Source organism: Floricoccus penangensis, assembly GCF_001832885.1.
Taxonomy (GTDB): domain Bacteria; phylum Bacillota; class Bacilli; order Lactobacillales; family Streptococcaceae; genus Floricoccus; species Floricoccus penangensis.
Window position 1 is genome coordinate 61501 of the sequence record NZ_MKIQ01000029.1, and the last position, 23887, is coordinate 85387.

Consider the following 23887-nt stretch of genomic DNA (forward strand, 5'->3'; position numbering starts at 1 on the left):
CAAGGATATGGGGCTGAAAAATACTGAATATGATTTTGGTATTATTGCTTATGATAAACGCATTTCATTCAAAATTTCTGGTGATAAATTAGAAAAAGATAAAGAAACTAAACCTTTTAGTAAAAATTATACCTTACAAAAAAATCCATTCCTTAAAATAAAAGATTCTTATTACACAAAAACTTCTGATAGAGCAAAGGAAGGCGCTGAACTTGCAAAAGTTGAAAATTCACTTGCAGTAAATATTACTAAACCAAAAGATTTCAGTATTAATACATATACAAGTGATAATAAATATTTTTACTATACTACTCATGACAAAATTGTAAAACTTGATGATAATCTAAAGGAAATTAAAAGTAGTGATTATAAAAATAATCTTTATTCAAATCAAATGGTCGCTTCAAACGATTCTTTATACATCCTTGATAACCATATAATATATAAGTATTCAAAAGCTTTAGACTTTATTGAAGAAATACATCCCTCTTCTTTTGATAAAGCTGCATCATATACAAATATGGCATATTCAAAAGGCAAACTATATATATCTCAGAATCTTAAAGGAAAAAGTTCTAATGGACAATATGAGGAATCAAATACAATTATAGTTTATGATATAGAAACTAAGGAAGAAAATATAATTGAGCTAGATTATCCATACCCCATGCAAATATATGCTGATGAAGTAAACGATAATTTGATAATCCAACATTATGAACTTTATGTACCTGAAGATGTATGGACTGTATATTCATTAAAAGATGGTAGTCAACATCAAATTGAACTTGGTAAATATAGATTAGCAGACGAAGAACTTTCAGCGCCTTTCTTTACTCAAAAAGATGGGTTCTACTACTTCTTGATGTCGGACTCAATTCTTGAAGTAAGTGGTAAAGATATGAAAGAGAAATCATATTCCTTTAAAGATTTTGATATAAGTTACCCCAATGTGCTATTAATCGGAAAATAAAAAGCTTCTAGATTTTTCTAGAGGCTTAATTTTTTACCATAAAAATTCTGTGACAATTTTATCTACATCTTTATTTTCATGTAACTTACTATGTTGAGCATTCTCACCCTTAAATTCTTTTTCTTGATAAGATTTAACATTTCCGCTTACAAGGTATTTAAAGGACTGGGAAGAATCTATATCAACACTACCATCTGACTTACTTCCATCATCTAAATCACCATATATATTCAAAATTTTAAGTTCAGGATTGACTAATTTTTTTCTATTTTCAAACATATATTGATATGATTCATTTTCTTTGAAGATAGGCTTTCCATCGGCAGTAACTCCTCTACCTTCGTTATCATAATCGTATCCCTTACTTCCATTTAATGGCGCTGCGATTGCAACTTCTTTTACTAAAGTAGGGCTTGATTCATTTGCATCTTCAATCAAATAATAAGAAAGTACATTATTTCCCATTGAATGTGCAACTGAATTAAATTTAGCAAAATCATGTTCTTTTCTTACTGCTTCAATAACAGAGCTATACCATTTTGCCACCAATGAAAAATCAGCATTACGGTTATCTTCGATTACAACTTGGATGATTGGTTTTTCTACGCCATCTTTCCATTTCCCTGATAGCTTAACCGTACCATCAGGAGTAACTTTAGCTGTGATTACTTTCTTGGCAGCAGAATTTTTTTCTGCGTAATCAATCATACCGTTTGTTGAATTCGCAGTACCACTCCAGCCGTGAAAATAAAAAGTAGGTATCACATCTTCCTCGTTAATCTTAGTTGAAGTTTCCTTTTTGCCTGTACAAGCTACCAAAAGAAAGATAGCAATTAAGCTAATTATACTTGTAAAAAATTTTCTCATTATTGTGCTCCGTTCTCACTATTTTGCCATAAAAAGCTATTTACCACTTTATCCACCTTTGAATTATGGTGAAGTAAGCTATGCTGCGCCATACCACCTTTAAACTCCTCTTCCTTATATGAAAGAGCATATTGATCTGCTAAGTATCTAAGGGATTTTGGCGCCTCAACAGTTACACTTCCATCAGAATTGCTTCCATCTTCAAGATCTCCATAGATGTTTAAAATTTCAATTTGGTTCTTAGGGAATCTATTAACATTATCCATGAAATATTGATAATTTGGAGTAATTATTTCAGGTTTACCACTTTCATCTAATTTGTTTTGATTTGGTTCGTCATTCATACCTATAACTCCATTTATAGGGGCAGCGATAAATACTTCTTTTTTCATTTTAGGAAAATTAGATTCTCCTGTATTATCTAAAAGCATATATTGAAGGACCGAATTGGACATCGAGTGACTAACTGTGTTGTATTCTTTGAAAGGATGTACTTTATTTACTTCTTGTATTACATTTGCGTACCATGCACCTAAAGTCTCAAAATCTCCATTTTTATTATCTTCAAGTACAACTTGTATGATTGGTTTGTCAATCTCTCCATCCCAAGAACCATCAAGTTTAACATTTCCGCTTGGGTCTACTGTTGCCTTGAAAACTTTTTTGGCACCTGAATGCTTCTCTGCGTAGGCAATCATATTGTTAGTTGAATTAGCTGTACCACTCCATCCATGAAAGTAAAATGTAGGGGTCGTATCCTTTTTATAATGATTTGGATTACCTTTTCGGTTATAAAAGATAAAAGCTGATCCAACTGCAAAAAGCACTAGCAACACAAAGTTTAAGAACTTCTTCATTATATTTTTTTCCTTAATATGTTTTTGTGAAATAAATCATCTCTATAATAACAAAATTGTACCAATATTTCTTTTGAATGCTACTGAAAAATCGAATCATTTGTGTTAATATATAAAGAGTTAATAGATATTTAGGAGGAACAACCTTGACTACAACCTTTGACGACGCTCAAAGCATGCAAAAGATTATCGTACTAGACTACGGTAGCCAGTACAATCAATTGATTACTAGACGTATTCGTGAATTTGGAGTTTTCTCTGAATTAATGAGTCATAAAGTATCAGCTGATGAAATTCGTGAAATAAATCCAATCGGAATCATTCTTTCTGGTGGACCAAACTCTGTATACGATGATGGTGCTTTCGGAATTGATGAAGAAATATTTAAACTTGGAATTCCAGTTCTTGGAATTTGTTATGGTATGCAACTAATTACTCATCTTTTAGGTGGTAAAGTTGAATCTGCAGATAACAGTGAATACGGTAAGGCTATTCTTACTCACACTGATGATGCTGTTCTTTTCGCTGGAACTCCTACTGAACAACAAGTATGGATGAGCCATGGTGACTTGGTTACACAAGCTCCTGAAGGTTTTGAAGTTGTGGGAACTAGTGATGATTGCCCTATCGCTGCTATCCAAAATCTTGATACTAACTTCTACGGAGTCCAATTCCACCCAGAAGTTACTAACTCAATTTACGGTAACGACCTTCTTAAGCATTTCGCATTAGAAGTATGTCACGCGCGTGGTGACTGGTCAATGGATAACTTCATTGATATGGAAGTTGCTAAAATTCGTGAACAAGTTGGAGATAAAAAAGTATTACTTGGTCTTTCAGGTGGTGTAGATTCATCAGTTGTTGGTGTACTTCTTCAACGTGCTATCGGTGACCAACTTACTTCAATCTTTGTAGACCACGGTTTACTTCGTAAAGGTGAAGCTGAGCAAGTTATGGAAACACTTGGTGGCAAATTCGGACTTAACATTATTAAAGTTGATGCTAAAGAACGTTTCATGAGCAAACTTGACGGTGTTGATGATCCTGAGAAAAAACGTAAAATCATTGGTAATGAATTCGTTTATGTATTCGATGATGAAGCTACTAAGCTTAAAGGTGTTGACTTCCTTGCACAAGGTACTCTTTACACTGACGTAATCGAATCAGGAACTGAAACAGCACAAACAATCAAGAGTCACCATAACGTAGGTGGACTTCCTGAGGATATGCAATTCCAATTAATTGAACCACTTAATACTTTATTTAAAGATGAAGTGCGTGAGCTTGGAATCCAACTTGGTATGCCAGAAGAAATCGTTTGGCGTCAACCATTCCCAGGACCAGGTCTTGCTATCCGTGTTATGGGAGCAATCACTGAAGACAAACTTGAAATCGTACGCGAATCAGATGCTATCTTACGTGAAGAAATCGTAAAAGCAGGTCTTGATCGTGATATCTGGCAATATTTCACAGTTAACACAGGTGTTAAATCAGTTGGTGTTATGGGAGATGGCCGTACATACGACTACACAGTAGCAATCCGTGCTATCACTTCTATCGATGGAATGACAGCTGACTTTGCACAAATTCCTTGGGATATACTACAAAAAATCTCAGTACGTATCGTAAATGAAGTTGACCACGTTAACCGCATAGTCTACGATATTACAAGTAAACCACCAGCAACTGTTGAGTGGGAATAGTAAACGGAGAGCTAGAAAGCCTTTAGTAATAAGGGTTTTCAGCTCTTTTTTGATTTTCATTGCACTTTTATTGCACTATTTGGTTGCTTGTTTTGTCGATAGTTCACTGTGAACTGATTTTTTGGTGACGAATCAAGATTTTGTTCTGCTGGTTGAAAGGAAATAATTCCATTCAATTTACTAGCAACTTCAAAATTACTATTTGGATACAAGTGTCCATAAGTGCCAAGTGTAGTTTCGATATCTTCATGTCCTAGACGTTCTTTAATAATTAGAGGATTTTCACCCATACTAATTAATAAAGAAGCATGAGAATGACGTAATGCATGAATCTTTCCGTCACGATTTTGTGCTACAAGTTGACGAAAGTTATCATGCACTTGATATTTTTCATCTGGAATTAGAAAGCTGTAGTTATAAGGTATCAGCTCATAGTAAGCGAAACATTCGCCGTCATGATTAAAGACCAGATTATTTTCAATATATTTAATTGGATATGCCATAATACAGTTCACTCCTTACAGTTGTTATTGCTTCATTGACTTGTTGCTTTTGAAGTTTCACGGCTTTTCCTGCATAGGTAATTTTTGACCGTATAAAATACATGAGGATAGACTTCAAAAATCCATAAGGTTTCTTACCATCAAAGGTCTTTTGGCTCATGAACCAAGTCAAACCAACTGGTATTCCTACATATTTTAATAACGCCCCATCAATAAGTGATAAAGGCGGTATACTTCTGAATAAGATAATAACCATTAAAGATGCAACAAACCACGTCATTTGTGTAAAGGTAACAGGAAAAGGTAATTGTAAATCATTGATTGCATAGATTACTTTTTCTACATTCCATATACTGGTGTAGCTTTTTATTTTTTTCATACTTTCACTTCCTTTCTTTATGAAAAAAGCAGAACCTGTATAGATTCTGCTTTATATTAATTCAAGTATTCAAATACGCCATGTGAGGTTACAAGAAAATTACCATCAATTTCTAAATCTCTACCAATGGACTGATAATCAAGATACGTCTGTAGCCGTTCTGGAATTTCTCCCATCAAGCCTTCTTCTACACAATAATAAGCGATATCTTCCATAGAACTACAATCTGTGTGGCATATAATATCATCTTTATATTCTAGTAGTTCTTCTAAACTACTGAACCACATATTTTGTATTTCTTTTAGTTCATCATAGATGGGCGAACCGTCCAGCTCCATAATCATTTCACATAGACGATTAATCTCACTAATCGGTGTATATTCGTCAATATCGAATGGAAGTTCATAATCGTGGATAGCATATTCTTCATATTCATCATTCAAACCGATTTTTTCTTCCATTTCTTCATAGTCGATAGGCGGGGTAAACCATGCACCGACAAGTTCACCCTCGTTGTACTTTCCGAGGTTGGCAACATAGATTCTCATTTCTTCCATACAGTTACCTCCTAAGCACCGATAATCTGGTTGAACAGACGTAAGAGAACGTCTTTCACGCCCCCTGCATTGAACACCAATCCTACTGCGATAATCGCGATAATCAAGAATCCGATTAGTTTTGAAAACTCTCGCTTGAACCCCAGATATAGTCCAATGACTACAATTGCTACCAGTACAAGTGACTGTGAATTACTCAAAAACAGAGTGTATAAATTTTGTCCAAAATTCATGTGTTGTTTCTCCTTTCACTCATGTATTTCTTGCGGTTAATAAAATACCTCTCAACACGTTCTATCAGTTGAGAGGGTAAAGTTGTTCCCCATAAATCGTTATCTTGTTAGGATAATGGGGATAAAATGTTTGCTTGTAAAAGTCGTATGTGTAGGGTTCATCAACTCCTTTCCGAAACCCCTCAATAATTAAAGAGGTGTAGGTGCCTGTATCTTGAATGTAGATTTCTAATTCAATGCCACAGTTGAAACCAAGCTCATAAAGTTCAGCAGTTAAGCCACTCATACAATCACATTTTCAACAGCTAGATTCTGTTGTTCAATCAGCTTTTCGTGTTTCTCTGTAAGGTTTGCGTCACGTATCATAGATGGTATGATGTCTGTTTCGTTTAGTACATCTAAGATACTGGCTACCTTTAAGGTAGGGGCTACTTGATGGCGTAACCAGTTGAGTGTTCGCTCATAACTGTATGGTTCTGGTTTGGTCGTCAATCGTAGTTCGCCACGATTCTTACCAATAAACCATTCCCAGCATTCACTTGTTTGCCATTGGCTACGCCGTTTTGTAATATCCTTATCTGCAAAACGAATATAGCGGTTAATGATTTCAAAGGCAGTCTTTTCAGCATTCCTATGAGCCAACAAGTCTTGAATGGCGTGAGTAGCTCGGTCATTTTTTAAGCGAATTTCAAAGCGATTCTTGACCTCTGCGTCTTCTAAGGGAATATCATTCTTTATGAATTGCTCGTAATCCTTTTCATAAACACAGAAGTACACTTCGCTTTTTAAAGAACCGATATATAGGGTATTTCCCATATCAGATTTTTCATCTCTATGGACGAGTTCGCCACTTCGATAGTTCTTAAAGGTACGAAAGACAGAAATACATTCTTCCTGCTCAGACTTACGAGCCAGCTCTGGAATATCTAAAATACCGACCTTATCGTTGATAGCTAAATCCAAGCGTTTGAATACGCCGTTGACTTCCAAACAGTCCGTAAAGAAGTCATACCAACTTCGGTGTTGAGCCAGTAAGAAGTTTTCATATTGCCGACAACCTTTACCTTTCAGCTCCAGCAAGACACCCTTTGTCATGTCATAAGAAGCCATTATCATAATGTCGCCAAAACGGTAATGCTCTGGATAAGAATAGTAGCCAAAATCTTCATGAATCATATAGTCTATATTGAGGTGCAATATTTCCTCTATGATTATTTCTACGTTATCCGCTGGAAATCGAATCCGCACATAGTCAAATAGCATTTCCAGCGGATTGTCTGGATTGAAGCGTTCAAGTGAATCAAGCAAAGCCGTTTTGACTTGCTCTGTTGGAATGGCTTTTTCATTCTCAATGTCTGATAGGTACTGTCTGGTAATGCCGGAAGCAACTGCAAGCTTATTTTGTGAAAGTCCATATGCCATACGCTTTTCTTTTAGTTCATCAATCCAAGAGGTTTTATTGTTCAATCACATTCCTCCAATCAAAAAAGCAGATGTTGTCAACTTTTAAGGTCGAGTTTACATCTGCTTAAAATTGCGAAACACCGCACAGTTACGGCAGTCTCTTATTCTTTTTTGTTGTTTCCTAGTGTTTTTGTGCCCCCCTGTTAGGTATAGGGGGCTAGTCGTTTGGCGTGGCTGACGCCACACCAATACGCTAGTCTGAACCTGTGGCTTTCACTTCGTCCGCCACTGGATCAGCCAGCGTTTTATTGGCAAGTTTACCTATTTGTTTTAGGAAGTCATATCCATTGGGAACAAGTGGAGTGTAAAATTCACTAATGACACTTGTACCAGTATCTACATAGCCACGCCCTTTGATGGGCTTTAAGAAAAACTGCTTTTGCGTATCACTTCCAAACATCATGCCATAACCTAATTCACTCATGCGACCTAGAGCCACACGGAAATTAAATTGGTCACGGATTCCGTCTCCAAGATATTTTGCATCTGGACGCTGGCAAGCTAAGATTAAAAAGAATCCAGCTTGACGACCTAGCATAACAATCTGTTTCAGCTTGCTTATGACTTCGGTACTATCACGACTTAACATATCCATAAATGCCACATATTCATCAAAGATAAGGAAGTTTGCAGGTAAGCCAAGATAGGCGTAGTTTTCTCCAGTTTTGTAGTTTGGGTGTTGCTTCATAGCTTCGCTTCTTGTAATCATATCCTCATAAAACTGGTTGATACAGTGAAGCATATCATCTTTACGATAGTAGACATTATTCATGACCGTATCTAAATCGGCTAAATCCGAGTTCTTAGGGTCAAGAATATAGAGGTTTGCATTCGTGTGAAGTAGAGCTTCAATAATGGTAAGAATGAAATAACTCTTACCGCCACCAGTACCACCAGCAATCAACATATGAGGGAGCTTGTCATATTCCCAATAGACGGAATCCATAAGTTTTAGGCGTCCATCATGAGCTGTTGCTTCATCAATCTGGATACGACTAGCGATAGTATCATAAAGCATAGTGTACTCAATATAGGAATCCTTTAATTCCTTATCCACAAGCTCACAATACAAACCTGTTTCAAGCTTGTTTTCGAGCTGTAGGAGCTGGTCTTGATACTTTCCCATAGTGATTTCAACATTGATGTGTATTAGACCATCTTTGAGATAATAGTACATCTTAGGAAAGTGACTGATTCGCTCTTTTGTCTTTGAGCCGGGTAGGTCTTTAAAGAATCCCTCTGATTGTACCTGTTCGGCTTCATACCAGCCATTTTGTAGTACCATCTTCGCCAATTTTTGTCTGTGTTCTAGCTGTTTGATGTTATCTATCTTGTAGTAGTAATAGAGAAAACCAACAATAAGGCATATAAAAAGGGCAGTGATTACACTACCCAAGAAGTACGGTGTTTTTAGTTGGCTGATAACATCATCAAGTGTGACCGTTTCCCACTCCACCGCCATGATAGACCTTAAATGAAAAGATATCATGGCACAGGAGAATAGGGTAACCATTGAAACAGTAAAGAAGTGATAGACTAATTGTTTATCACTTGCTTTGATTCGTTTTCCTTTGTATTTGGATATATCAATTCCTCCTTTAATATTTTATTTCTACTTAATTTTTAGAAATTGGGATTCCAATTATATTGTATTGTTTTCTCATGACGTTTTTTCAAGTATTTGTCTACAAAACTATTATTGATGGGAAACTTCATATCAATATCATACTGAATTTGTGCAATAAAGTTATCATTATTTGGAAGCAATGCTCTATCTTTACCTCTACGTACTTCTTTTTTATAGAGCACTAGATAGATTATATCCGCATCCATCTTTCCATGTTTAACTTTATTTGAAGAAAATCCATAATTTTCTAAGGGTTTAATCAGATTAATAATCTCACTAACAGCATTTTTAACGTGATTAGGTCTCTTTGCTCTTTTAAGATATGCAACAGCTTTAAATCTTTTTTGGTCATCAAAACTAATATCTTCAATTTCAGTAATATAGAAATCATCATTTTCTATATCTGGATAGTATCTAAAATTATCTTCAAACTCATTTCTATCTTCATCATTGATAGGAAACATTAAAATATTTTTACTCTTCCAGATAATTTGACTTGCTTCTTCAGTATCAATTTTTCCATTGGATAAATCGTTAATTACAGAACAGTCAACTGTAAAGAAAGAGTTAGCAACTTTTGGCGATTTAAAAGAAACCATTATAGTATCTTCTAAGGCTAGTTGTCGTAATTGAAAAACTCTTTCTGCTGTATATATACCTAAAAATATTCTAGAATTAATATCTAAATCTGTACCAATAAATTCAACATTTATGTGTTGTCTTTTCCCAGTTTCATTATCTATATCCAATTGATAGACTTTATCGCAAGTAGTAAAAAGAGTAGACATAGACAATTTTTCAAAAAAATGAGACGTATCATCATGGACTGAATCATTTCCATACACTTCATTGTAAGATATATTTTCCTCGCACAAATAGCCAAACCAAGAAAGTATAATTGCGCTTACTCCATCAAATAGTTGTAGCAGGGAATCTTTAAAATCAAATACTGTTGATTCATGTTGTAAATGCTGACTTCCTTTTCTGTATGAGAATGACATTTTTGAACCGCTAGCCTTAACCCCACCATGAGATATCGCATTACGAATATTTGAATCAGCTAAATCAGTTATTTTTTGATATCCTCTTTTTGGGGAAGATAAGAAATCAATTTGAGGTGTTAAAGTTTTTTGAAATAGATTTTTCCCATCTTTTTCACTTTCAAACTCTATAAATAATTTCAACAACTCACCAAATACAGTATTTAATAAATCATTATAGATATTAATACTAAAAATCTTTGCTTTGAGCTCTTCACTCCCTTTGAATCTATTCATCAACATGATTCTTTCTTCTAAATCTAATAAATTTTGATAAGCGTTAGATAATAAATGGAAATTTGATAGCAATGTTATGGTCATCTTTTCTGTGCCAATTGAGTTTTCTATTTCCTGTATTTTCTCTTGTGAGAAAGAGAAAAGTTCTTTATCCCAATGTTTCATTTGAGAATTTCTAAGATATTTATATAAAATGGGATGATAAATTGATGGTATAAAATCAGCTTTTGAAAATAGGTCAACAAAAGTTTCTTTTACTTCTTCTAATCCTGTTTCTTTTGTAGCTTCCCACCAGTTAATATAATCAGTTTCCTGCATTCATTTCCACCTCCTGTAGTTAACTTAATTATACTTTATATAATTAAGCCATAACAAGAGAATCTAGATGAATTATTTTTTACTGTGGTTTTGCTTTTGTTCAGTTGGCTGGTTTTGTTCTGGTCTTTTCAAGACGATATCTTCTTCCTTGATATACCAATCTACATCAGCTCCCATGTAAGTAGCTGTAGCCACTGTATCAGCAATAGGATTGATGATTTCAACTTCGGCGTTGTAGTCAAAGTTTTTTACTCCAGCAGAAGCAGGGATACTAACTTGTATCATGCGTCCTTGTTCTTTACATTTTAGGTCAAAGGTACGTTCTCTGACCTGTTCGGTTACATTACCCTCATCATCAACAATCTTGACCTCTCTACGCAGAGCAGAGAACTTCAACACTCCAAATGTTTTTTCTTTTTCAATTACAATTCCTTCGGCTAATCTCATATATTTTTACCTATCCTTTCTTATGCTTTGACGATATCGTCCGCATACATAATATAATTTGTAAATCCACGAGTACCAATCTTGTAGCCCTCTGCTGTGATACGTGGGTTTACTAATTTTACTTTTTGCTCGATTTCAAAGTGCTTTTCTCCAGCTTCGGCAGGGAGAATGGCAACAATATCATCTGCTCTTTGAATATTTGAATAAAGGTTATAGCTACGAGAGAGAATGGTAGGTTTACCATTGATTCTTCGTTGTTCAACTTTACCCTCTCCAGCAAATTCTAATTGTCCAAATGTTTTTTCCGTGTTGGGTATTATGTGTTTTAATTCCATGTTTTATTTTCCTCTTTCTTTCAAAATGATTTTAATTGAATTGTAATTTGATAAATATGGCTAAATAGTGGGGGAGCGAATGGAGTTCATAAATTTCCTTTCCAATAAAAAATCGCAAGGCACATCATTGTTCGATGCGATCCGTGCGATTCCTTTATTTTCTGATTTAATTTTCTTGCTACGAATGTGTAAAACTACCCTAAGTTTAAAGATAGAAGTATTGTATAAGTAGCTATGAAATTGCGTTGTAATAAAAAAAGTTTTTTAAATCACATATAAAATGAAAACAGAAAATAAGACAATAGCAATAAAAATGCTACCATTCTATTTTCTGTTTTAAGTGTTAACTTATATAAGAGAATTTAGGATTTTTCTTTCATTTCTTTCAAACCATCTTCAAACGATATAATTGGTTTATATCCCAATACTTTTTTAATTTTATCAATCCTATAAGACCTTGGCATTGCAAGAAAAGAAAGGTCAAATCTATCTAATGGAGGATAACTCTTTATCTTAAAAGTTCTCCATATAAATTCAACAAAAGAAGCAATTGGACGTAGTATCACTCCAGGCATACTTTTGTCTGGAATCGTAACACCTTGTGTTAACAAAAGGTCATAAAAGAACTTCTTCGCTAATTTTGGCTCATCATCTGTAACATAAAAAATATCTTTATCTTTTCCTTTATTACAAGCTAATGCAATCGCCTCTGCAACATTTTTCGCATGAACCATTTCAATTGGGTGGTTTCCTTTATCTATCCACATAAATTGTCCTTTGTTAACTTTATCAACCAACATACTTATCTGTGGCATTCCTTTACCCCATAAAAATGTAGGGCGTAGTATAATCCTTTCTATTTTATAGTCAGGTTCTAACACCTTTTTTTCACTCATCATTTTTGATAAACCATAGTATGAATTTGGCTTTTTAGGATAGGGTGTTGTTTCATCAACATTAATCAAAGGCTTCTTATCTTGCAGTACGGATTCCGAACTAATATAAATAAATCGTTTAACGTTATTTTTTTCAGCTTCCCTTAATAAATCGACACTTGCATTTACAATAGAATCTTCATACATTTTCCATTCGCCCCAAAAAACAACAGGTGCTGCCATATGAATAACAACATCCATTCCTTTCAAGTTGTCAGTCCATGTATGCATATCTTCAAGTGCTCCCTTGATTACATGCACATTATCTGTTTGTTGTGTAATTTTTTCTGGTTTTCTTGCTAATACATATAGCTCATGATTATCCTTTAAAAGACGTTCGATAACATACTTTCCTAAAAATCCAGTTCCACCTGTTATAAAAATTTTCATTTAAATTCTCCTTTTCATAGTTACCAATCTTCACCATTTCTATCTGGTAAATTTTCCATCAAATTTTTGATATTTGTGAATAACGTGATAATATCTTGTATGCCTTTTGTGTCTGGGTCAACATAATAATAAATCATGGTTCCCTCTTTTCTAGCTTTCACAATGTTAGCATTTTTTAAAATTTGCATATGATGTGATATTGCAGGTCTAGAAAGATGAGTTTTTTCTGCAATATCGGAAACTCTGCTTCCATCACACGGGCCTTCTAACATCATCATTAATAAATATTGTCTTGTTTCATGTCCAATAGCGATTAATGTTTTTTGAGTTTTCTTGAATCCATCGCTTAATTCATCAATTCCTTCACATTTATGTTTCATTTTGCTTCTCCAATCTGTTTAAGTACCGGTTTGTTTAAGCACTTGAACAATTATATTGTATCACGTTTTATAGAAAATTATTCAACCGTAAAGAATATCGAGATGGATATGAAAAAGTAAATCAACTTTTATATAACAATTTTGAATTGTGAAAAATGTTTGTTTAAAATTAAATGTAATCAGTTTTGTTGTTAAAGCTGTTTATATTTGGAAACGTATCGAGTGCATGAGCTACTCCTTTCCATAGAAAAACGCAAGGTACGTCAATGTCTTGTCGTGATCCTTGCGTCTAGCTTTCTATTATTCAGCTTTAGCTTTTTTACGACGGAAGTACAGAACTCCTAATGCACTTACCGATAACACAAGACCTAATGCAAAGATAGCATTATTTGTGGTATCTCCAGTTTGTGGCATTGATTCATTTTTGTTAATCTTTTTGTTTGTCATTTCGCATTTCACAACCTCTCCGTTTTCAGTAATTTCAAATTGCATAGGGGTATCATCAAGCTGGTAGCCAGTTGGAGCATCATATTCTTGAAAATAGTATGTTCCTGCTGGTAGCTTTTCAAAAGTATAGATACCTTTGTCATCTGTGCGTCCCTCAGCAATAGTATTTTTTTCTTCATTTAAGATTCTAATGCCTGTGTTTGGCAACAATTCGCCTGTAGATATATCTTTCTTTGTTAATTCTGCTGTACCTTTCTTTAGGTCATTTTTTATTTCTAATAGAATTGTAGGTTCTTCCTCTGTAGAACTGGTTTCTCCTAGCAGTTTATTCTCTTCATCGAAGGCTTTGATTCCATCTTTTGTAGATTCAATACGAATGACTTTTTTGGACATAAGATAGTGAGTAGAAGAAGCGGACTTTTCTTTTAAATAGAATGTTCCAACTGGAATATATTTGAAACTACCTTGTCCGTCTTTATCAATCGTTACCTCTTGAATGACTTCGTTATCTTCATTTTCTAATGTGAAAATAGCACCTGTACCAAGTCCATCATAATCAAACTCAACACCAGATTCTTTATCGAAGATAGCCTGTTCATTCAATTTCTTGATAGTAAACTCATTAAAATGCAATTTATTTAGAATAGGAGTACGTGCAATTTTTAGCATGGTTTCGTTGCCAACAGCTACTGTATCTTGAAAGATATAGATAGGGTAGGTGGCTTTGTTGTTTTCTGCTGTAAACTCAAAGTCGTATTCAGTATCGTTTAAAACGTGAGAAGTACCTGCTTCTAGTTCTTTTAGATAATATTTTCCCTGTGGTAATTTCAATTCAAAAGAAGCGACACCATCACTTACAGTTTGATACCCTAGCAGTGCGTTTGCTGGTACTTGTACTTCATCTGATAAAAATTGTGCTTCACGAGTGAACACACCGAATACTTTTTCTTGTCCTTGAATAACTTCAATTTCTGGTTGATTATTATTCCATGAAAGAATAGATTCTTCATCTTTAAATAGTCGTAAATCTAATGTTTGAAACTCGTTTGTCGCTCTGATTGCTGTAGAAGCCAATTCAACTTCTTGACCTGCATATGTTAAAGAGAATGAAATAGGTGTAGGGTCTAAAATATATCCTGCTGATGCTGATACCTCAACTGTTTGATATTCTCCCATATATAACTCTGGTGATTTCCATTGTCCTTTTTCATCGGTTGTTAAGGTAGCAACAGTATCGCCTTTTTTAGCCTTTAATGTTCCGTCAACTGAATGGATATCCTGTGTTGCTTCAATACGATAGGTAACGCCAGCTACTACATTTTCGTTGTACTTGAATGTATGAACATTTCCATATTCGGATTCTGTAACTTCTACTTCTTTGGCTTCTTCTCCAGCTTTAGTAAGGGTAGCAACTCCTAGCTGTTCTTTGTTGTCAAAAGTAAGCTCGATTGTTTTGTTTGGTTCAATTGTTACAACTTGCGACACTCCTTTATTGACATAACCATTCGGAGCTTTCACTTCTGTAATAGTAATTTTGGTTCCCTCTGGAATATCTTTAATTAGAGCCATACCGTTTGAATCCGTCACTAACTCTGTAGAAGTGCCATTATATTCAAACTTCATTGTAGTGTCTGGTAAAGGTCTGCCAGTTTGTTCATCAACTTTAGTAATTTGAACATTCCCTAACTTGATAACATCAACTTTCACTGTTGCTTGCTTTGCGCTTTCTAAATTAAACTCTACCATAGATTGTTCGTTAGGCTTTCTATATACAATAGAAGTTCCAACCTCATTTTGTGGTACTTTGCGATAAGTGATAGAACCATCATTAGAGTTGGCGTTCGGTGTGATTGTGATGTTATTTCCATCCTGTTTTAATGTAGCGTTAGTGTTGTTTGATTCTAAACTCATTCCACTAAGGACACCGTTTGAATCAGTTAAAGTAATACTTTCTCCAACAGTCACTTTTACTTCTTGATTATGCCATGAGGGTAAAGTGTCATGGTGGTTTACCATTGCCATGATTTCAGCTTTTCGTTGTTGATAATTGGGAACAGTTGAGGAGTGGTAAACATCTCCAAGTTCTTCCCAAATCATAAGCTGGGTAACTGCATAGTCATAGTGGCTTTGACTTGTTTTCGTATAGCCATAGTAAGCAATTTTAGATAGCAAATCTTTTTTGGCATTAATAAAATTTTCTGGCGTATATTCCTCACCACTATTGGCAGAGACTCCCGATTCAACACAGAAGACCTTTTTACCATCTATTTTAAGACGTAAATATTTTGTGTTAAGGGATACCCTAAATGAACTGGAACACCAGTATAGTAATATCCTGTAGGTTCATTCAGAACTAACTCACTAGCTGATACAGAAGTAGAGTTGGTTAAAAATGTACCACAGATGGTTACTAAGACCATGATATATGTTGTCATTTTTCTTAATAGATTTTTCGATTTAATTTTCATAACGTTTCCTTTCGATTTAATTTTTGGTATAATAAAAGACGTTCAGATAAGAACGTCTTAATGCAATAATATTTAGTTTGATTTCTATTTTGAATATTGAAATTGGAATCAAGAATCAAGTAAATAACAAGATTACTGATTAGGTGCAAATTGCACTGTGATTGCACTTTTTATTTTATTTGATATAGTTTATAAGACTTAATAGTCTTTCAAATCCCTTTATTTTACTGTATTTTTAGTTATATCCCATACGTTTAAAACAGAGTGGGAATAAAATTTTATAAAAAAAGCAATAGTTACTTATTTCAAGTAATATTGCTTTTTTATTTTTATTTAATTGTTTTCTTAATAATCTCCTTGTATAAGAACATACGTTCTTATATAATACTAAAAAAAGGGAGATTATATTTATGAATTATTCTGATGAACTTGAAAAAACTTTTTTAAGGATTTCCAAAAAAGGAATAGCTGTTATTGCTACTTCATACAAGGATGATATTAGCATTCGTACCGTTAGTGTTGTATTATATGATGGAAAGATTGCATTTCAAACAAGTACCAAACTTTTAAAGTACCAACAAATAAAAAAGAATCCTCTTGTCGCACTTTCAGTGGATAATATTTCAATTCAATGTATTGCAACTATTAAAGATCACCCCTTGAAAGAAAAAACTTTTATAGATTTATTCAAAAACAAACATAAAAGTTCTTTTGATAACTACTCACATATGAAATCAAATCGTGTAATTGAGCTTGAACCGTTAAAAATTCAAAGATGGGATTATATCAACAAAGAACCTTATATTGTAACTCTTGATCTGAAAGAAAAAACAATTCAAAAAGAACGTTATAAACATGATTTAGAAGACTAAAAATTAAGTAAACCACAATATAACCGAGCTTTTGTTTGTAAATTCTCAACTACCCGTTTCAAGCAAACAAAAGAAAAAATCTTGAGCCGAGATACAAGTTAGATATAGTTGCTAATCCAATCCTAAGTGTGACCATAAAATTATGATACGGATTTATGCCAATACTCGCTTACTTTTTAGCTTTAATGAATAGAGTAGCAATAAAAGAAAAAATGATACTTAAAAACACCTGAACTTTTAGCTTCAGGTGTTTTTAAATGTCAAAATTTTGTCTAATCAAAATTCGTATGTAATTCCTTCCTTATTTTTTATATCAATAAAATTTGCTCTACTCCATAACCATAGTGGTGTATGAAGATCAGATGGAATATGCTGTGTACCATTCAATAATTGTTCCCATCTTTCAGCTACTATATATCTAATATGATTTTTATTTAACTCAGAGTCTTCAATAATTCCTAATTTTATACTAGATTGTATTATATGTGTATCAGGTATAATAGAAATATTTTCCAATTTTTTAAATCTTAAATCTGTATATTTAGATAAAACAAAGAGCCAGTAATTCATTATTTTTGGACCTGATAAATATGGGTACTTTTTTTTATTTTGATTAATATGTTCCTTTATAAGTAAGATATTATAATCATTATCACTAAACATATTTTCTATTTTACCATCAAATTCTTCTTGTATAGTTTCACATAGTCTTTTCCAAATATCTATTTGTTTATTGGGTTGTAGTGCTACCTTGTACTTAGTTAGTTTAGATCTTAAATCATCTATAGACATTGATATTACTTCTTCCGGTGAAAATACATCAATTGTTTCAGGGTCGTGATATGTTTTGTTGGCTGCCTCCCAAAGTTTAAAAGAATTTCTTTGATAATTTAAAGCCATAGGCAATGTAAAATATAAAGTATTCTTTGTATCATTCTTTTGTAATTTTGGATTATTGTCCTCAGGCATAATAAATCCACCTAAATATCCTTTATCATAATATGATAGCAAATCTTCTATAAATTCTATTAATATTTCTTTCTTCATACCTATCCCTTACTTTATATAAATAATAAAACTTATTTAATATATTAATTTTTATTTCAACACCAATTATAGATTCTTTAGATTATTCAAGTTTACTATGCTCTCTACTTATCTATCTCTTTAACCACAATCATTTCATTTTCACAGTTTTCATTTATTCGGTCTTCAATATACCCTAAACTCAGATATAATTTTTTTGCGTTTATATTATCAAGGCAATAGCTTGTATAGAGTTTTTCATATTTTCCATAACTTTGGACTAAGTCTTCTGCTAGTATCATTGCCTGCTTTCCATAACCTTTCTTTTGTTGATTTTTATCAATCATAATTCTCCAGATGGTCATTGAGTTTTCTTCATCATCTGTATAAACTAGCAAAAAGCCAACTGGTTTTCCGTTAAAACAAATTGCATATGGAAATACATCACCATCATTACGATATAAATAACACTCAGCTATACTTCGTACGTTTGGAGCGACAAATAGTTTCTGACTATCTTCTACTTCTAAGTTTATAACATCTTTAAAATTTTCTTCTGTAATTTCATTTAATGTAAGCATGATTTTCCTAATTCTATTATTTATCTTTAGATACTATTTATATATAATTTGATAATTAATATATAATAATTTATAATAACAATATATTATAAATTACAAAAAATCCATGGAGGTATATAATGAATTTAGCTATTTTGTTAATAATTTTTTGTATTTTATTTGCATTATTTCTTTTGTTTTCAAAAAGATAATTTTTTATATCAGTTTTTGAATCTTTTTTTGTCTACTATAACTACCTAAAGACTATCAATAATTCTTAAATCTTCTATTGATAGGCAACCTCGTACACTATCTGAAGGATCTATCAATTTTAAATTAGTAGGTAATTTATTTATTCCTTTTATACCTTCTTTGATATCATTATCAGCAAGTATTACGATATAGTCAACATTTTCATTGCAAAATTTAATTATTGCATAGAGCTTATTCCATTCATATGCTTTAGGATTTATAAAAGATAGTCTTCCTTCAGCTTTAAAACCTATTACTTTTTCAATTAGACCACAAACTACTGGTGGTCGACTTGTACACCAGACAATTTTGATATCATTCTTTGAAGAATTTCTGAGCCAGTCAGCAATGTAATTTGGTATTCCTAATTCTATGCCCATACTATCAATAAAAATGGCATCATTTCTCTTATAGAGCCATGGTGAAATGGTGTCGTCAATATCTAATAAAAGAAATTTCATTAAATTATCTTATACCTTTCTATTCAATGCTTGTATCATTTCTTTCAGCATGATTTTCACTCAATCTAGATTCTCTTAATTTCTTGAACTTCATTCTTCTTTTCTCTTTTTTCCCAATTTTCTTTAGAGGTACTATAACATACATATTTGTTGGTCCATCAGCATATCCAATAATACCCTTCTTGAATTGCTTCATCTTCTTGCGTATTTTCTTTTGGGGTCTTACCATGATAAACCTCCTTACTGTATTTTAAATTTTAATTAAATAATCTTGGTTAATATTTTTTCCATTACTTGATTTACTGAATTATCTGTTACATCAATTTTTTCTGATGAAACTCGATTATAGTTTTTTATACGATCTATTGATTCTTCAATTGAATTTTCTTCTCTTAAGCCAAGGGATACATCCTTTAAGATATTTTCTCTTAATTTATTTTCATCAGATATTAAAGAAAATGAATAGAATTGAGTTTTTGAGATGTGGAGTTCAGATAGTACATCGTTTATAATTTCCTGTCTATCCATGACCCAAGAAAAGATTACATATTCAAACTGAGGATTTTCAAGGAAGGAATTCAATAGAAATTGGATATTTTTTACAACCATTTTCTTATTAGCTTTATTATAGTTTGCTGGATTCATCATCCAACACCAATCACCATCTAGAAAGACGGATTTGTCTAGTTTTTTCATTAATTCTGTGGAAACTGTGGTCTTGCCTATGCCCATTGGTCCACCTATAAAAATTAACTTTTTCATATTATCACCATTATTTTTTATTATAATTATATTATATCAAAAAAAGTCGTCCTAAGTTGAACGACTTTTTGAATTTCTATAATAATCCACTACTTACAATAATATAAATTCCAAGTCCGATTAATGTTAATGGTATAAAGATATGTCCATATTTGTTTAAGACATTTTTAACGGCCGGAATATTAGCAAATTTATCACCTAAGAAGCACCAGATACCTATCATAATGACAAATACGATTATGCTTAAGATAATCTGACTTGATGATTCTTGGCTAAATATGGGAACATACACCCCAATATTGTCTGCTCCACTTGCAATGGTAATCAAAGCGATTGATATTATTGGAAATTTTCCCATTTTTGAAAGTGAATTCTTACTTTTATTACTCTTACTGTTTCCTTTATTTTCTTTCTTCTCTTCGTCTTCTTTATAGCTATCCCATATCGATCTCACGCCTAGGAATATAGGAACAAGACCTAGGATACCGATGTATTTTTCAGGAAAAGATTTTAAACCATTAGCGATTAATAAACTCACTAGGAGTAATGATATTAACCCAACATACTGGCCAATTACAATATCTCTTTTTTTCAATGATTTCCCTACTGAAAATAAAATCATAACTAGAAATAAATCATCCAAATTTGTGGCAATGAATGATAAAATACCTGTAATAATCGTTGACATATATACTCCTTTCTTGAATACTATCATTTTATCCAATTGTAGCACAGTAAAATTTTTTATTCTAATATTTACTTATTTATAAAAAACTAAATTATTGAGTAACGTTTATTTGATTTCTTTTATCATCTGCTTCTACGTTAGCTACATCATTTTCTTCATCATCATGTTTTTTGTGGTGATGATGGTTATGATGCTTTTTATTATATATGTATGATTTTGCGACTGTTGTAATGAACATCGACATAAGTCCAAGACCTACCATTACATAAACCATTGTAAATATTTTACCAAGGGTTGTTGCTGGTGCATAGTTGCCATAGCCGATCGTAGTCAGTGTCATGAATGAAAAATACAATGAATCAATTACTGAGAATTTTTCAACAGTTGAATAGAAAATTGTACCACTGAGTAAGGTTATTGAGATCATAAAAAGCAGTGCTCGTGTTTCTTCTTTTTTCCAAATAACGATAAAGGAATCGATAACTTTTTTAGATGCAATTATTAAAGATAACATTTTTTCTCCTTTTAAAATGAACTATGTATATTCTAACAAATTAATAAATCATTTAAAATAGCAAAAAAACTCCAACACATAATATGTTAGAGCTAAATTGAAAATTTATTTATTCTTCTACCTCTATCTCACCTGATAAGTATCCTAATAGCGTATATATATCATCTTCAGTCATAACAAGTGAGCGAGATTCTTTTGAATTTAATACGGCGAATACATAAATACCCTTGTTTCTTTCAAATATTTTAGTAGTATTTTCAGGATCAATTTTTCCTAGGGCGTTTATAAGTTCATCACGACTTGTATATGTCTCAATGCTTTCAAAAATATTTTTTTCTTTTAATTGATCTACAATATCTTCGACTTTTTTAATTATATTTTTTTCAGTTTTCCAGAATATTCCATCTTCAAATGAACCTTTTAGTATTCTTTTTGCATCTTTTACATCATATAGTTCTTCTTTTGAAACATTATATGTTTTCAAAAGACTTTCTAATACTTCAATTAAGTCAGCTGCTTCTTCTGTTTTAGCAGCAGGTGTTTCAGCACTCATAAATTCTGAGAACTCTTCAATTACTTTTTCCCTAAGAGCAAATTGTAAATCAACTCCTTGCAGTTGATCAAACTCAGCTTCAGGATTGCTTGATTTAATTTTTTCTTGTAAATTATCTCTTACTAATTTTCCAGTTTGTCCCATATATCTGTACTCCTTTGCTTAATAGCATTATTCTACTATTTTTTTAAGAAATTGTTAATTATAAGGTAATATTGGCACAGTTTCTCTTAACTTCTCAATCCTTTGCCTTTGTTGATTAAATACCAGACAATTGAATATAGGACGATAATAAATACCACTAGTATTGACATTGACATGAGTATTGGAACATCTGTTTTTCCTAAGAACCCATATCTAAAACCTGAAATCATATAGACAATTGGATTGATTTTTGATACTGCTTGCCAAAATGGAGGAAGCATTGAAATGGCATAGAAGACTCCACCAAGGTATGTTAGAGGTTGTAAGACAAACGTCGGAACGATTGACACATCGTCGTATGATTTGGCGAATACTCCGTTTAACAGCCCTGCAAGGGAGAAGAGGACTGTTGTCATCAGGATTGTGATAACAACGATAAACCATGAATGGACGTGTAATGGAACGAATAACAGTGAAACGATTGTTACAAGAGATCCAACAATGATTCCACGTCCTACTCCACCTGCTATGAATCCTAAAATAATTACGTTTGTTGGCACTGGTGCAACTAGCAATTCTTCAATATTCTTTTGGAATTTTTGCGAAAAGAATGATGATGATACATTGGCATATGAACTAGTTATTGCGGACATCATGATAAGACCAGGTACTATGAACTCCATATATGAGAAGCCACCCATGTCGCCGATACGTCCGCCAATCATCTTACCGAAAATGATGAAGTAAAGAGATGTTGTAATTACTGATGGTACAAGTGTTTGTACCCAGATTCGCATATAACGATTAGTTTCTTTAATTGCTAAACTTTTTAAGGCAGTGAAATATAGATTAAACATTTTCTTCCTCCATTTCTTCATTTTCTTCAGTAATTTTAAGGAAGAGTTCTTCTAAACGATTTGATTTATTACGCATTGACACTACTTCAATTCCTTGTTGATTTAGTTGCTCAAATACATTATTTAGACCTTGATTTCGCTCAACCTCTACTTCAAGTGTTAAGTCATCTTCAAAAGATACATTATAGCCTTTGATTTCAGCCTTAGGAGAGCCAATTGCTAGGTCTAAAATAAATGTTTCAAACTGAAGTTTTGAAAGCAATGATTTCATGCTTGTATTTTCAATCAGCTGACCATTTTGAATTATACCAATATTACGGCACAGCATCTCTGCTTCTTCTAGATAGTGAGTTGTGAGAATGATTGTTGTACCGTTAGCATTCAACTCTCTCAGGAAGTCCCACATCTCACGTCTAAGCTCGATATCAACTCCAGCAGTTGGTTCGTCAAGAATTAATAAACGTGGCTCATGCATCAAAGCACGCGCAATCATTAGCCTTCTCTTCATACCACCAGAAAGCATACCAGCCTTCTCATTTCGTTTATCCCAAAGGTTTGACTGTTTCAAATACTTCTCACTACGTTTAACGGCTTCCTTACGAGGAACACCGTAGTAGCCAGCTTGGTTAACTACAATCTGCTGAACAGTTTCAAAAGGATTGAAGTTAAATTCTTGTGGAACAAGTCCAATCTGCTGTTTCGCTTTAACCAAGTCTTTGTCAATATCATAGCCAAAAACCTTAACAGTCCCAGACGACTTATTCACTAATGATGTTACAATACCAATAGTTGTTGATTTACCAGCACCATTCGGTCCTAATAAAGCGTAAAAATCACCCTCATCAACAGTCAAATCAAGTCCCTTTAAGGCAACTTTACCAGTTGAATAGGTCTTTTTTAAATCTCTTATCTCAAGAGCAAAAGTCATTTCGGATACTCCTTTTCAAAATAAAATAACAGTTAATATTTGTTAATTGTAAAAAACTCACCTAAATATACTATTCTCATTCACTAATTTTGTCAAATATCTGGTACTCT

General features: G+C 32.9%; 28 protein-coding genes. 3 read left to right on the plus strand and 25 right to left on the minus strand.

Going from position 1 to position 23887, the window contains the following annotated elements; all coding sequences use genetic code 11:
* The first annotated feature begins 7 nt into the window (after positions 1 to 7).
* Positions 8 to 973, plus strand: a complete 966-nt coding sequence (locus BG262_RS08720; RefSeq protein ID WP_143602677.1) for a hypothetical protein — start codon at positions 8 to 10, stop codon at positions 971 to 973.
* 33 nt (positions 974 to 1006) lie between these two features.
* On the opposite strand, the gene BG262_RS08725 is transcribed toward BG262_RS08720, so the two are convergent.
* Both BG262_RS08725 and BG262_RS08730 read right to left on the minus strand, forming a co-directional pair.
* Positions 1007 to 1840: an alpha/beta hydrolase gene (locus tag BG262_RS08725; protein ID WP_070788509.1), complete on the minus strand. Its 834-nt coding sequence runs from the start codon at positions 1838 to 1840 to the stop codon at positions 1007 to 1009.
* Positions 1840 to 2697 carry an alpha/beta hydrolase gene (locus tag BG262_RS08730; protein ID WP_070788510.1) on the minus strand — a complete coding sequence of 286 codons (858 nt, stop codon included), beginning with the start codon at positions 2695 to 2697 and terminating at the stop codon, positions 1840 to 1842. The genes BG262_RS08725 and BG262_RS08730 overlap by 1 nt, the downstream gene beginning before the upstream one ends.
* A gap of 176 nt (positions 2698 to 2873) precedes the next feature.
* Between BG262_RS08730 and guaA the strand changes: the two genes are divergently transcribed.
* Positions 2874 to 4400, plus strand: a complete 1527-nt coding sequence (guaA, locus tag BG262_RS08735) for a glutamine-hydrolyzing GMP synthase (RefSeq protein WP_070788588.1) — start codon at positions 2874 to 2876, stop codon at positions 4398 to 4400.
* A 56-nt stretch (positions 4401 to 4456) separates the two neighbouring features.
* Here the strand turns inward: guaA and BG262_RS08740 are convergent, their stop codons facing one another.
* The 13 genes from BG262_RS08740 to BG262_RS10885 all read right to left on the minus strand — a co-directional run bounded on the left by BG262_RS08740 (position 4457) and on the right by BG262_RS10885 (position 16160).
* Positions 4457 to 4903: a tyrosine-type recombinase/integrase gene (locus tag BG262_RS08740; protein WP_070788511.1), complete on the minus strand. Its 447-nt coding sequence runs from the start codon at positions 4901 to 4903 to the stop codon at positions 4457 to 4459.
* Complete coding sequence (locus tag BG262_RS08745) at positions 4887 to 5282, minus strand: conjugal transfer protein (RefSeq protein ID WP_070788512.1); 396 nt, start codon at positions 5280 to 5282, stop codon at positions 4887 to 4889. Before BG262_RS08745 ends, BG262_RS08740 begins: the two co-directional genes overlap by 17 nt.
* Positions 5283 to 5338: 56 nt before the next feature.
* Entirely contained in the window at positions 5339 to 5839 is a 501-nt protein-coding gene (locus BG262_RS08750; protein WP_070788513.1) for an antirestriction protein ArdA, read from the minus strand.
* A gap of 11 nt (positions 5840 to 5850) precedes the next feature.
* A complete protein-coding gene (locus BG262_RS08755; protein WP_070788514.1) occupies positions 5851 to 6072 on the minus strand; it encodes a hypothetical protein in 222 nt (73 codons plus the stop codon).
* A gap of 282 nt (positions 6073 to 6354) precedes the next feature.
* Entirely contained in the window at positions 6355 to 7539 is a 1185-nt protein-coding gene (mobT, locus tag BG262_RS08765) for a MobT family relaxase (RefSeq protein WP_070788515.1), read from the minus strand.
* Between the two features lie 190 nt (positions 7540 to 7729).
* Positions 7730 to 9127 (minus strand): FtsK/SpoIIIE domain-containing protein, encoded by a 1398-nt coding sequence (locus BG262_RS08770; RefSeq protein WP_099098740.1) that lies wholly within the window; start codon positions 9125 to 9127, stop codon positions 7730 to 7732.
* 32 nt (positions 9128 to 9159) lie between these two features.
* Complete coding sequence (locus tag BG262_RS08775) at positions 9160 to 10758, minus strand: hypothetical protein (RefSeq protein ID WP_070788517.1); 1599 nt, start codon at positions 10756 to 10758, stop codon at positions 9160 to 9162.
* Positions 10759 to 10830: 72 nt separating this feature from the next.
* Complete coding sequence (locus BG262_RS08780; protein ID WP_070788518.1) at positions 10831 to 11205, minus strand: YdcP family protein; 375 nt, start codon at positions 11203 to 11205, stop codon at positions 10831 to 10833.
* Positions 11206 to 11225: 20 nt separating this feature from the next.
* Positions 11226 to 11540 (minus strand): YdcP family protein, encoded by a 315-nt coding sequence (locus BG262_RS08785; RefSeq protein ID WP_070788519.1) that lies wholly within the window; start codon positions 11538 to 11540, stop codon positions 11226 to 11228.
* Between the two features lie 362 nt (positions 11541 to 11902).
* On the minus strand, positions 11903 to 12865 hold the full coding sequence (locus BG262_RS08790) for an NAD-dependent epimerase/dehydratase family protein (RefSeq protein WP_070788520.1): 963 nt from the start codon (positions 12863 to 12865) through the stop codon (positions 11903 to 11905).
* A 20-nt stretch (positions 12866 to 12885) separates the two neighbouring features.
* Complete coding sequence (locus BG262_RS08795; RefSeq protein ID WP_070788521.1) at positions 12886 to 13245, minus strand: ArsR/SmtB family transcription factor; 360 nt, start codon at positions 13243 to 13245, stop codon at positions 12886 to 12888.
* Positions 13246 to 13545: 300 nt separating this feature from the next.
* Complete coding sequence (locus BG262_RS08800) at positions 13546 to 16026, minus strand: SpaA isopeptide-forming pilin-related protein (protein WP_338061288.1); 2481 nt, start codon at positions 16024 to 16026, stop codon at positions 13546 to 13548.
* Positions 15957 to 16160 (minus strand): hypothetical protein, encoded by a 204-nt coding sequence (locus BG262_RS10885; protein WP_070788523.1) that lies wholly within the window; start codon positions 16158 to 16160, stop codon positions 15957 to 15959. The genes BG262_RS08800 and BG262_RS10885 overlap by 70 nt, the downstream gene beginning before the upstream one ends.
* A 410-nt stretch (positions 16161 to 16570) precedes the next feature.
* Here BG262_RS10885 and BG262_RS08810 point away from each other — a divergent pair, with 410 nt between their 5' ends.
* The gene (locus tag BG262_RS08810; RefSeq protein ID WP_070788524.1) at positions 16571 to 17032 is read left to right on the plus strand and encodes a pyridoxamine 5'-phosphate oxidase family protein; all 462 of its coding nucleotides are present in this window, start codon (positions 16571 to 16573) and stop codon (positions 17030 to 17032) included.
* Positions 17033 to 17308: 276 nt separating this feature from the next.
* On the opposite strand, the gene BG262_RS08815 is transcribed toward BG262_RS08810, so the two are convergent.
* The 10 genes from BG262_RS08815 to BG262_RS08860 all read right to left on the minus strand — a co-directional run bounded on the left by BG262_RS08815 (position 17309) and on the right by BG262_RS08860 (position 23777).
* Positions 17309 to 18079 carry a hypothetical protein gene (locus BG262_RS08815; RefSeq protein WP_070788525.1) on the minus strand — a complete coding sequence of 257 codons (771 nt, stop codon included), beginning with the start codon at positions 18077 to 18079 and terminating at the stop codon, positions 17309 to 17311.
* Between the two features lie 104 nt (positions 18080 to 18183).
* Positions 18184 to 18639 (minus strand): GNAT family N-acetyltransferase, encoded by a 456-nt coding sequence (locus tag BG262_RS08820; protein ID WP_070788526.1) that lies wholly within the window; start codon positions 18637 to 18639, stop codon positions 18184 to 18186.
* 236 nt (positions 18640 to 18875) lie between these two features.
* Positions 18876 to 19331, minus strand: a complete 456-nt coding sequence (locus BG262_RS08825; RefSeq protein WP_070788527.1) for a hypothetical protein — start codon at positions 19329 to 19331, stop codon at positions 18876 to 18878.
* 19 nt (positions 19332 to 19350) lie between these two features.
* Positions 19351 to 19560, minus strand: coding sequence for a hypothetical protein (locus tag BG262_RS08830; RefSeq protein WP_070788528.1), 210 nt, complete (start codon positions 19558 to 19560; stop codon positions 19351 to 19353).
* Between the two features lie 32 nt (positions 19561 to 19592).
* Entirely contained in the window at positions 19593 to 20093 is a 501-nt protein-coding gene (locus BG262_RS08835; RefSeq protein ID WP_070788529.1) for an AAA family ATPase, read from the minus strand.
* A 76-nt stretch (positions 20094 to 20169) separates the two neighbouring features.
* Entirely contained in the window at positions 20170 to 20781 is a 612-nt protein-coding gene (locus BG262_RS08840; RefSeq protein ID WP_070788530.1) for a cadmium resistance transporter, read from the minus strand.
* Between the two features lie 91 nt (positions 20782 to 20872).
* Positions 20873 to 21295 (minus strand): potassium channel family protein, encoded by a 423-nt coding sequence (locus BG262_RS08845; protein WP_070788531.1) that lies wholly within the window; start codon positions 21293 to 21295, stop codon positions 20873 to 20875.
* A 109-nt stretch (positions 21296 to 21404) separates the two neighbouring features.
* A complete protein-coding gene (locus BG262_RS08850) occupies positions 21405 to 21992 on the minus strand; it encodes a nucleoside triphosphate pyrophosphohydrolase (protein ID WP_070788532.1) in 588 nt (195 codons plus the stop codon).
* A gap of 86 nt (positions 21993 to 22078) precedes the next feature.
* Positions 22079 to 22849, minus strand: a complete 771-nt coding sequence (locus BG262_RS08855) for an ABC transporter permease (protein WP_070788533.1) — start codon at positions 22847 to 22849, stop codon at positions 22079 to 22081.
* On the minus strand, positions 22842 to 23777 hold the full coding sequence (locus BG262_RS08860) for an ABC transporter ATP-binding protein (protein WP_070788534.1): 936 nt from the start codon (positions 23775 to 23777) through the stop codon (positions 22842 to 22844). Before BG262_RS08860 ends, BG262_RS08855 begins: the two co-directional genes overlap by 8 nt.
* Positions 23778 to 23887: the final 110 nt, after the last annotated feature.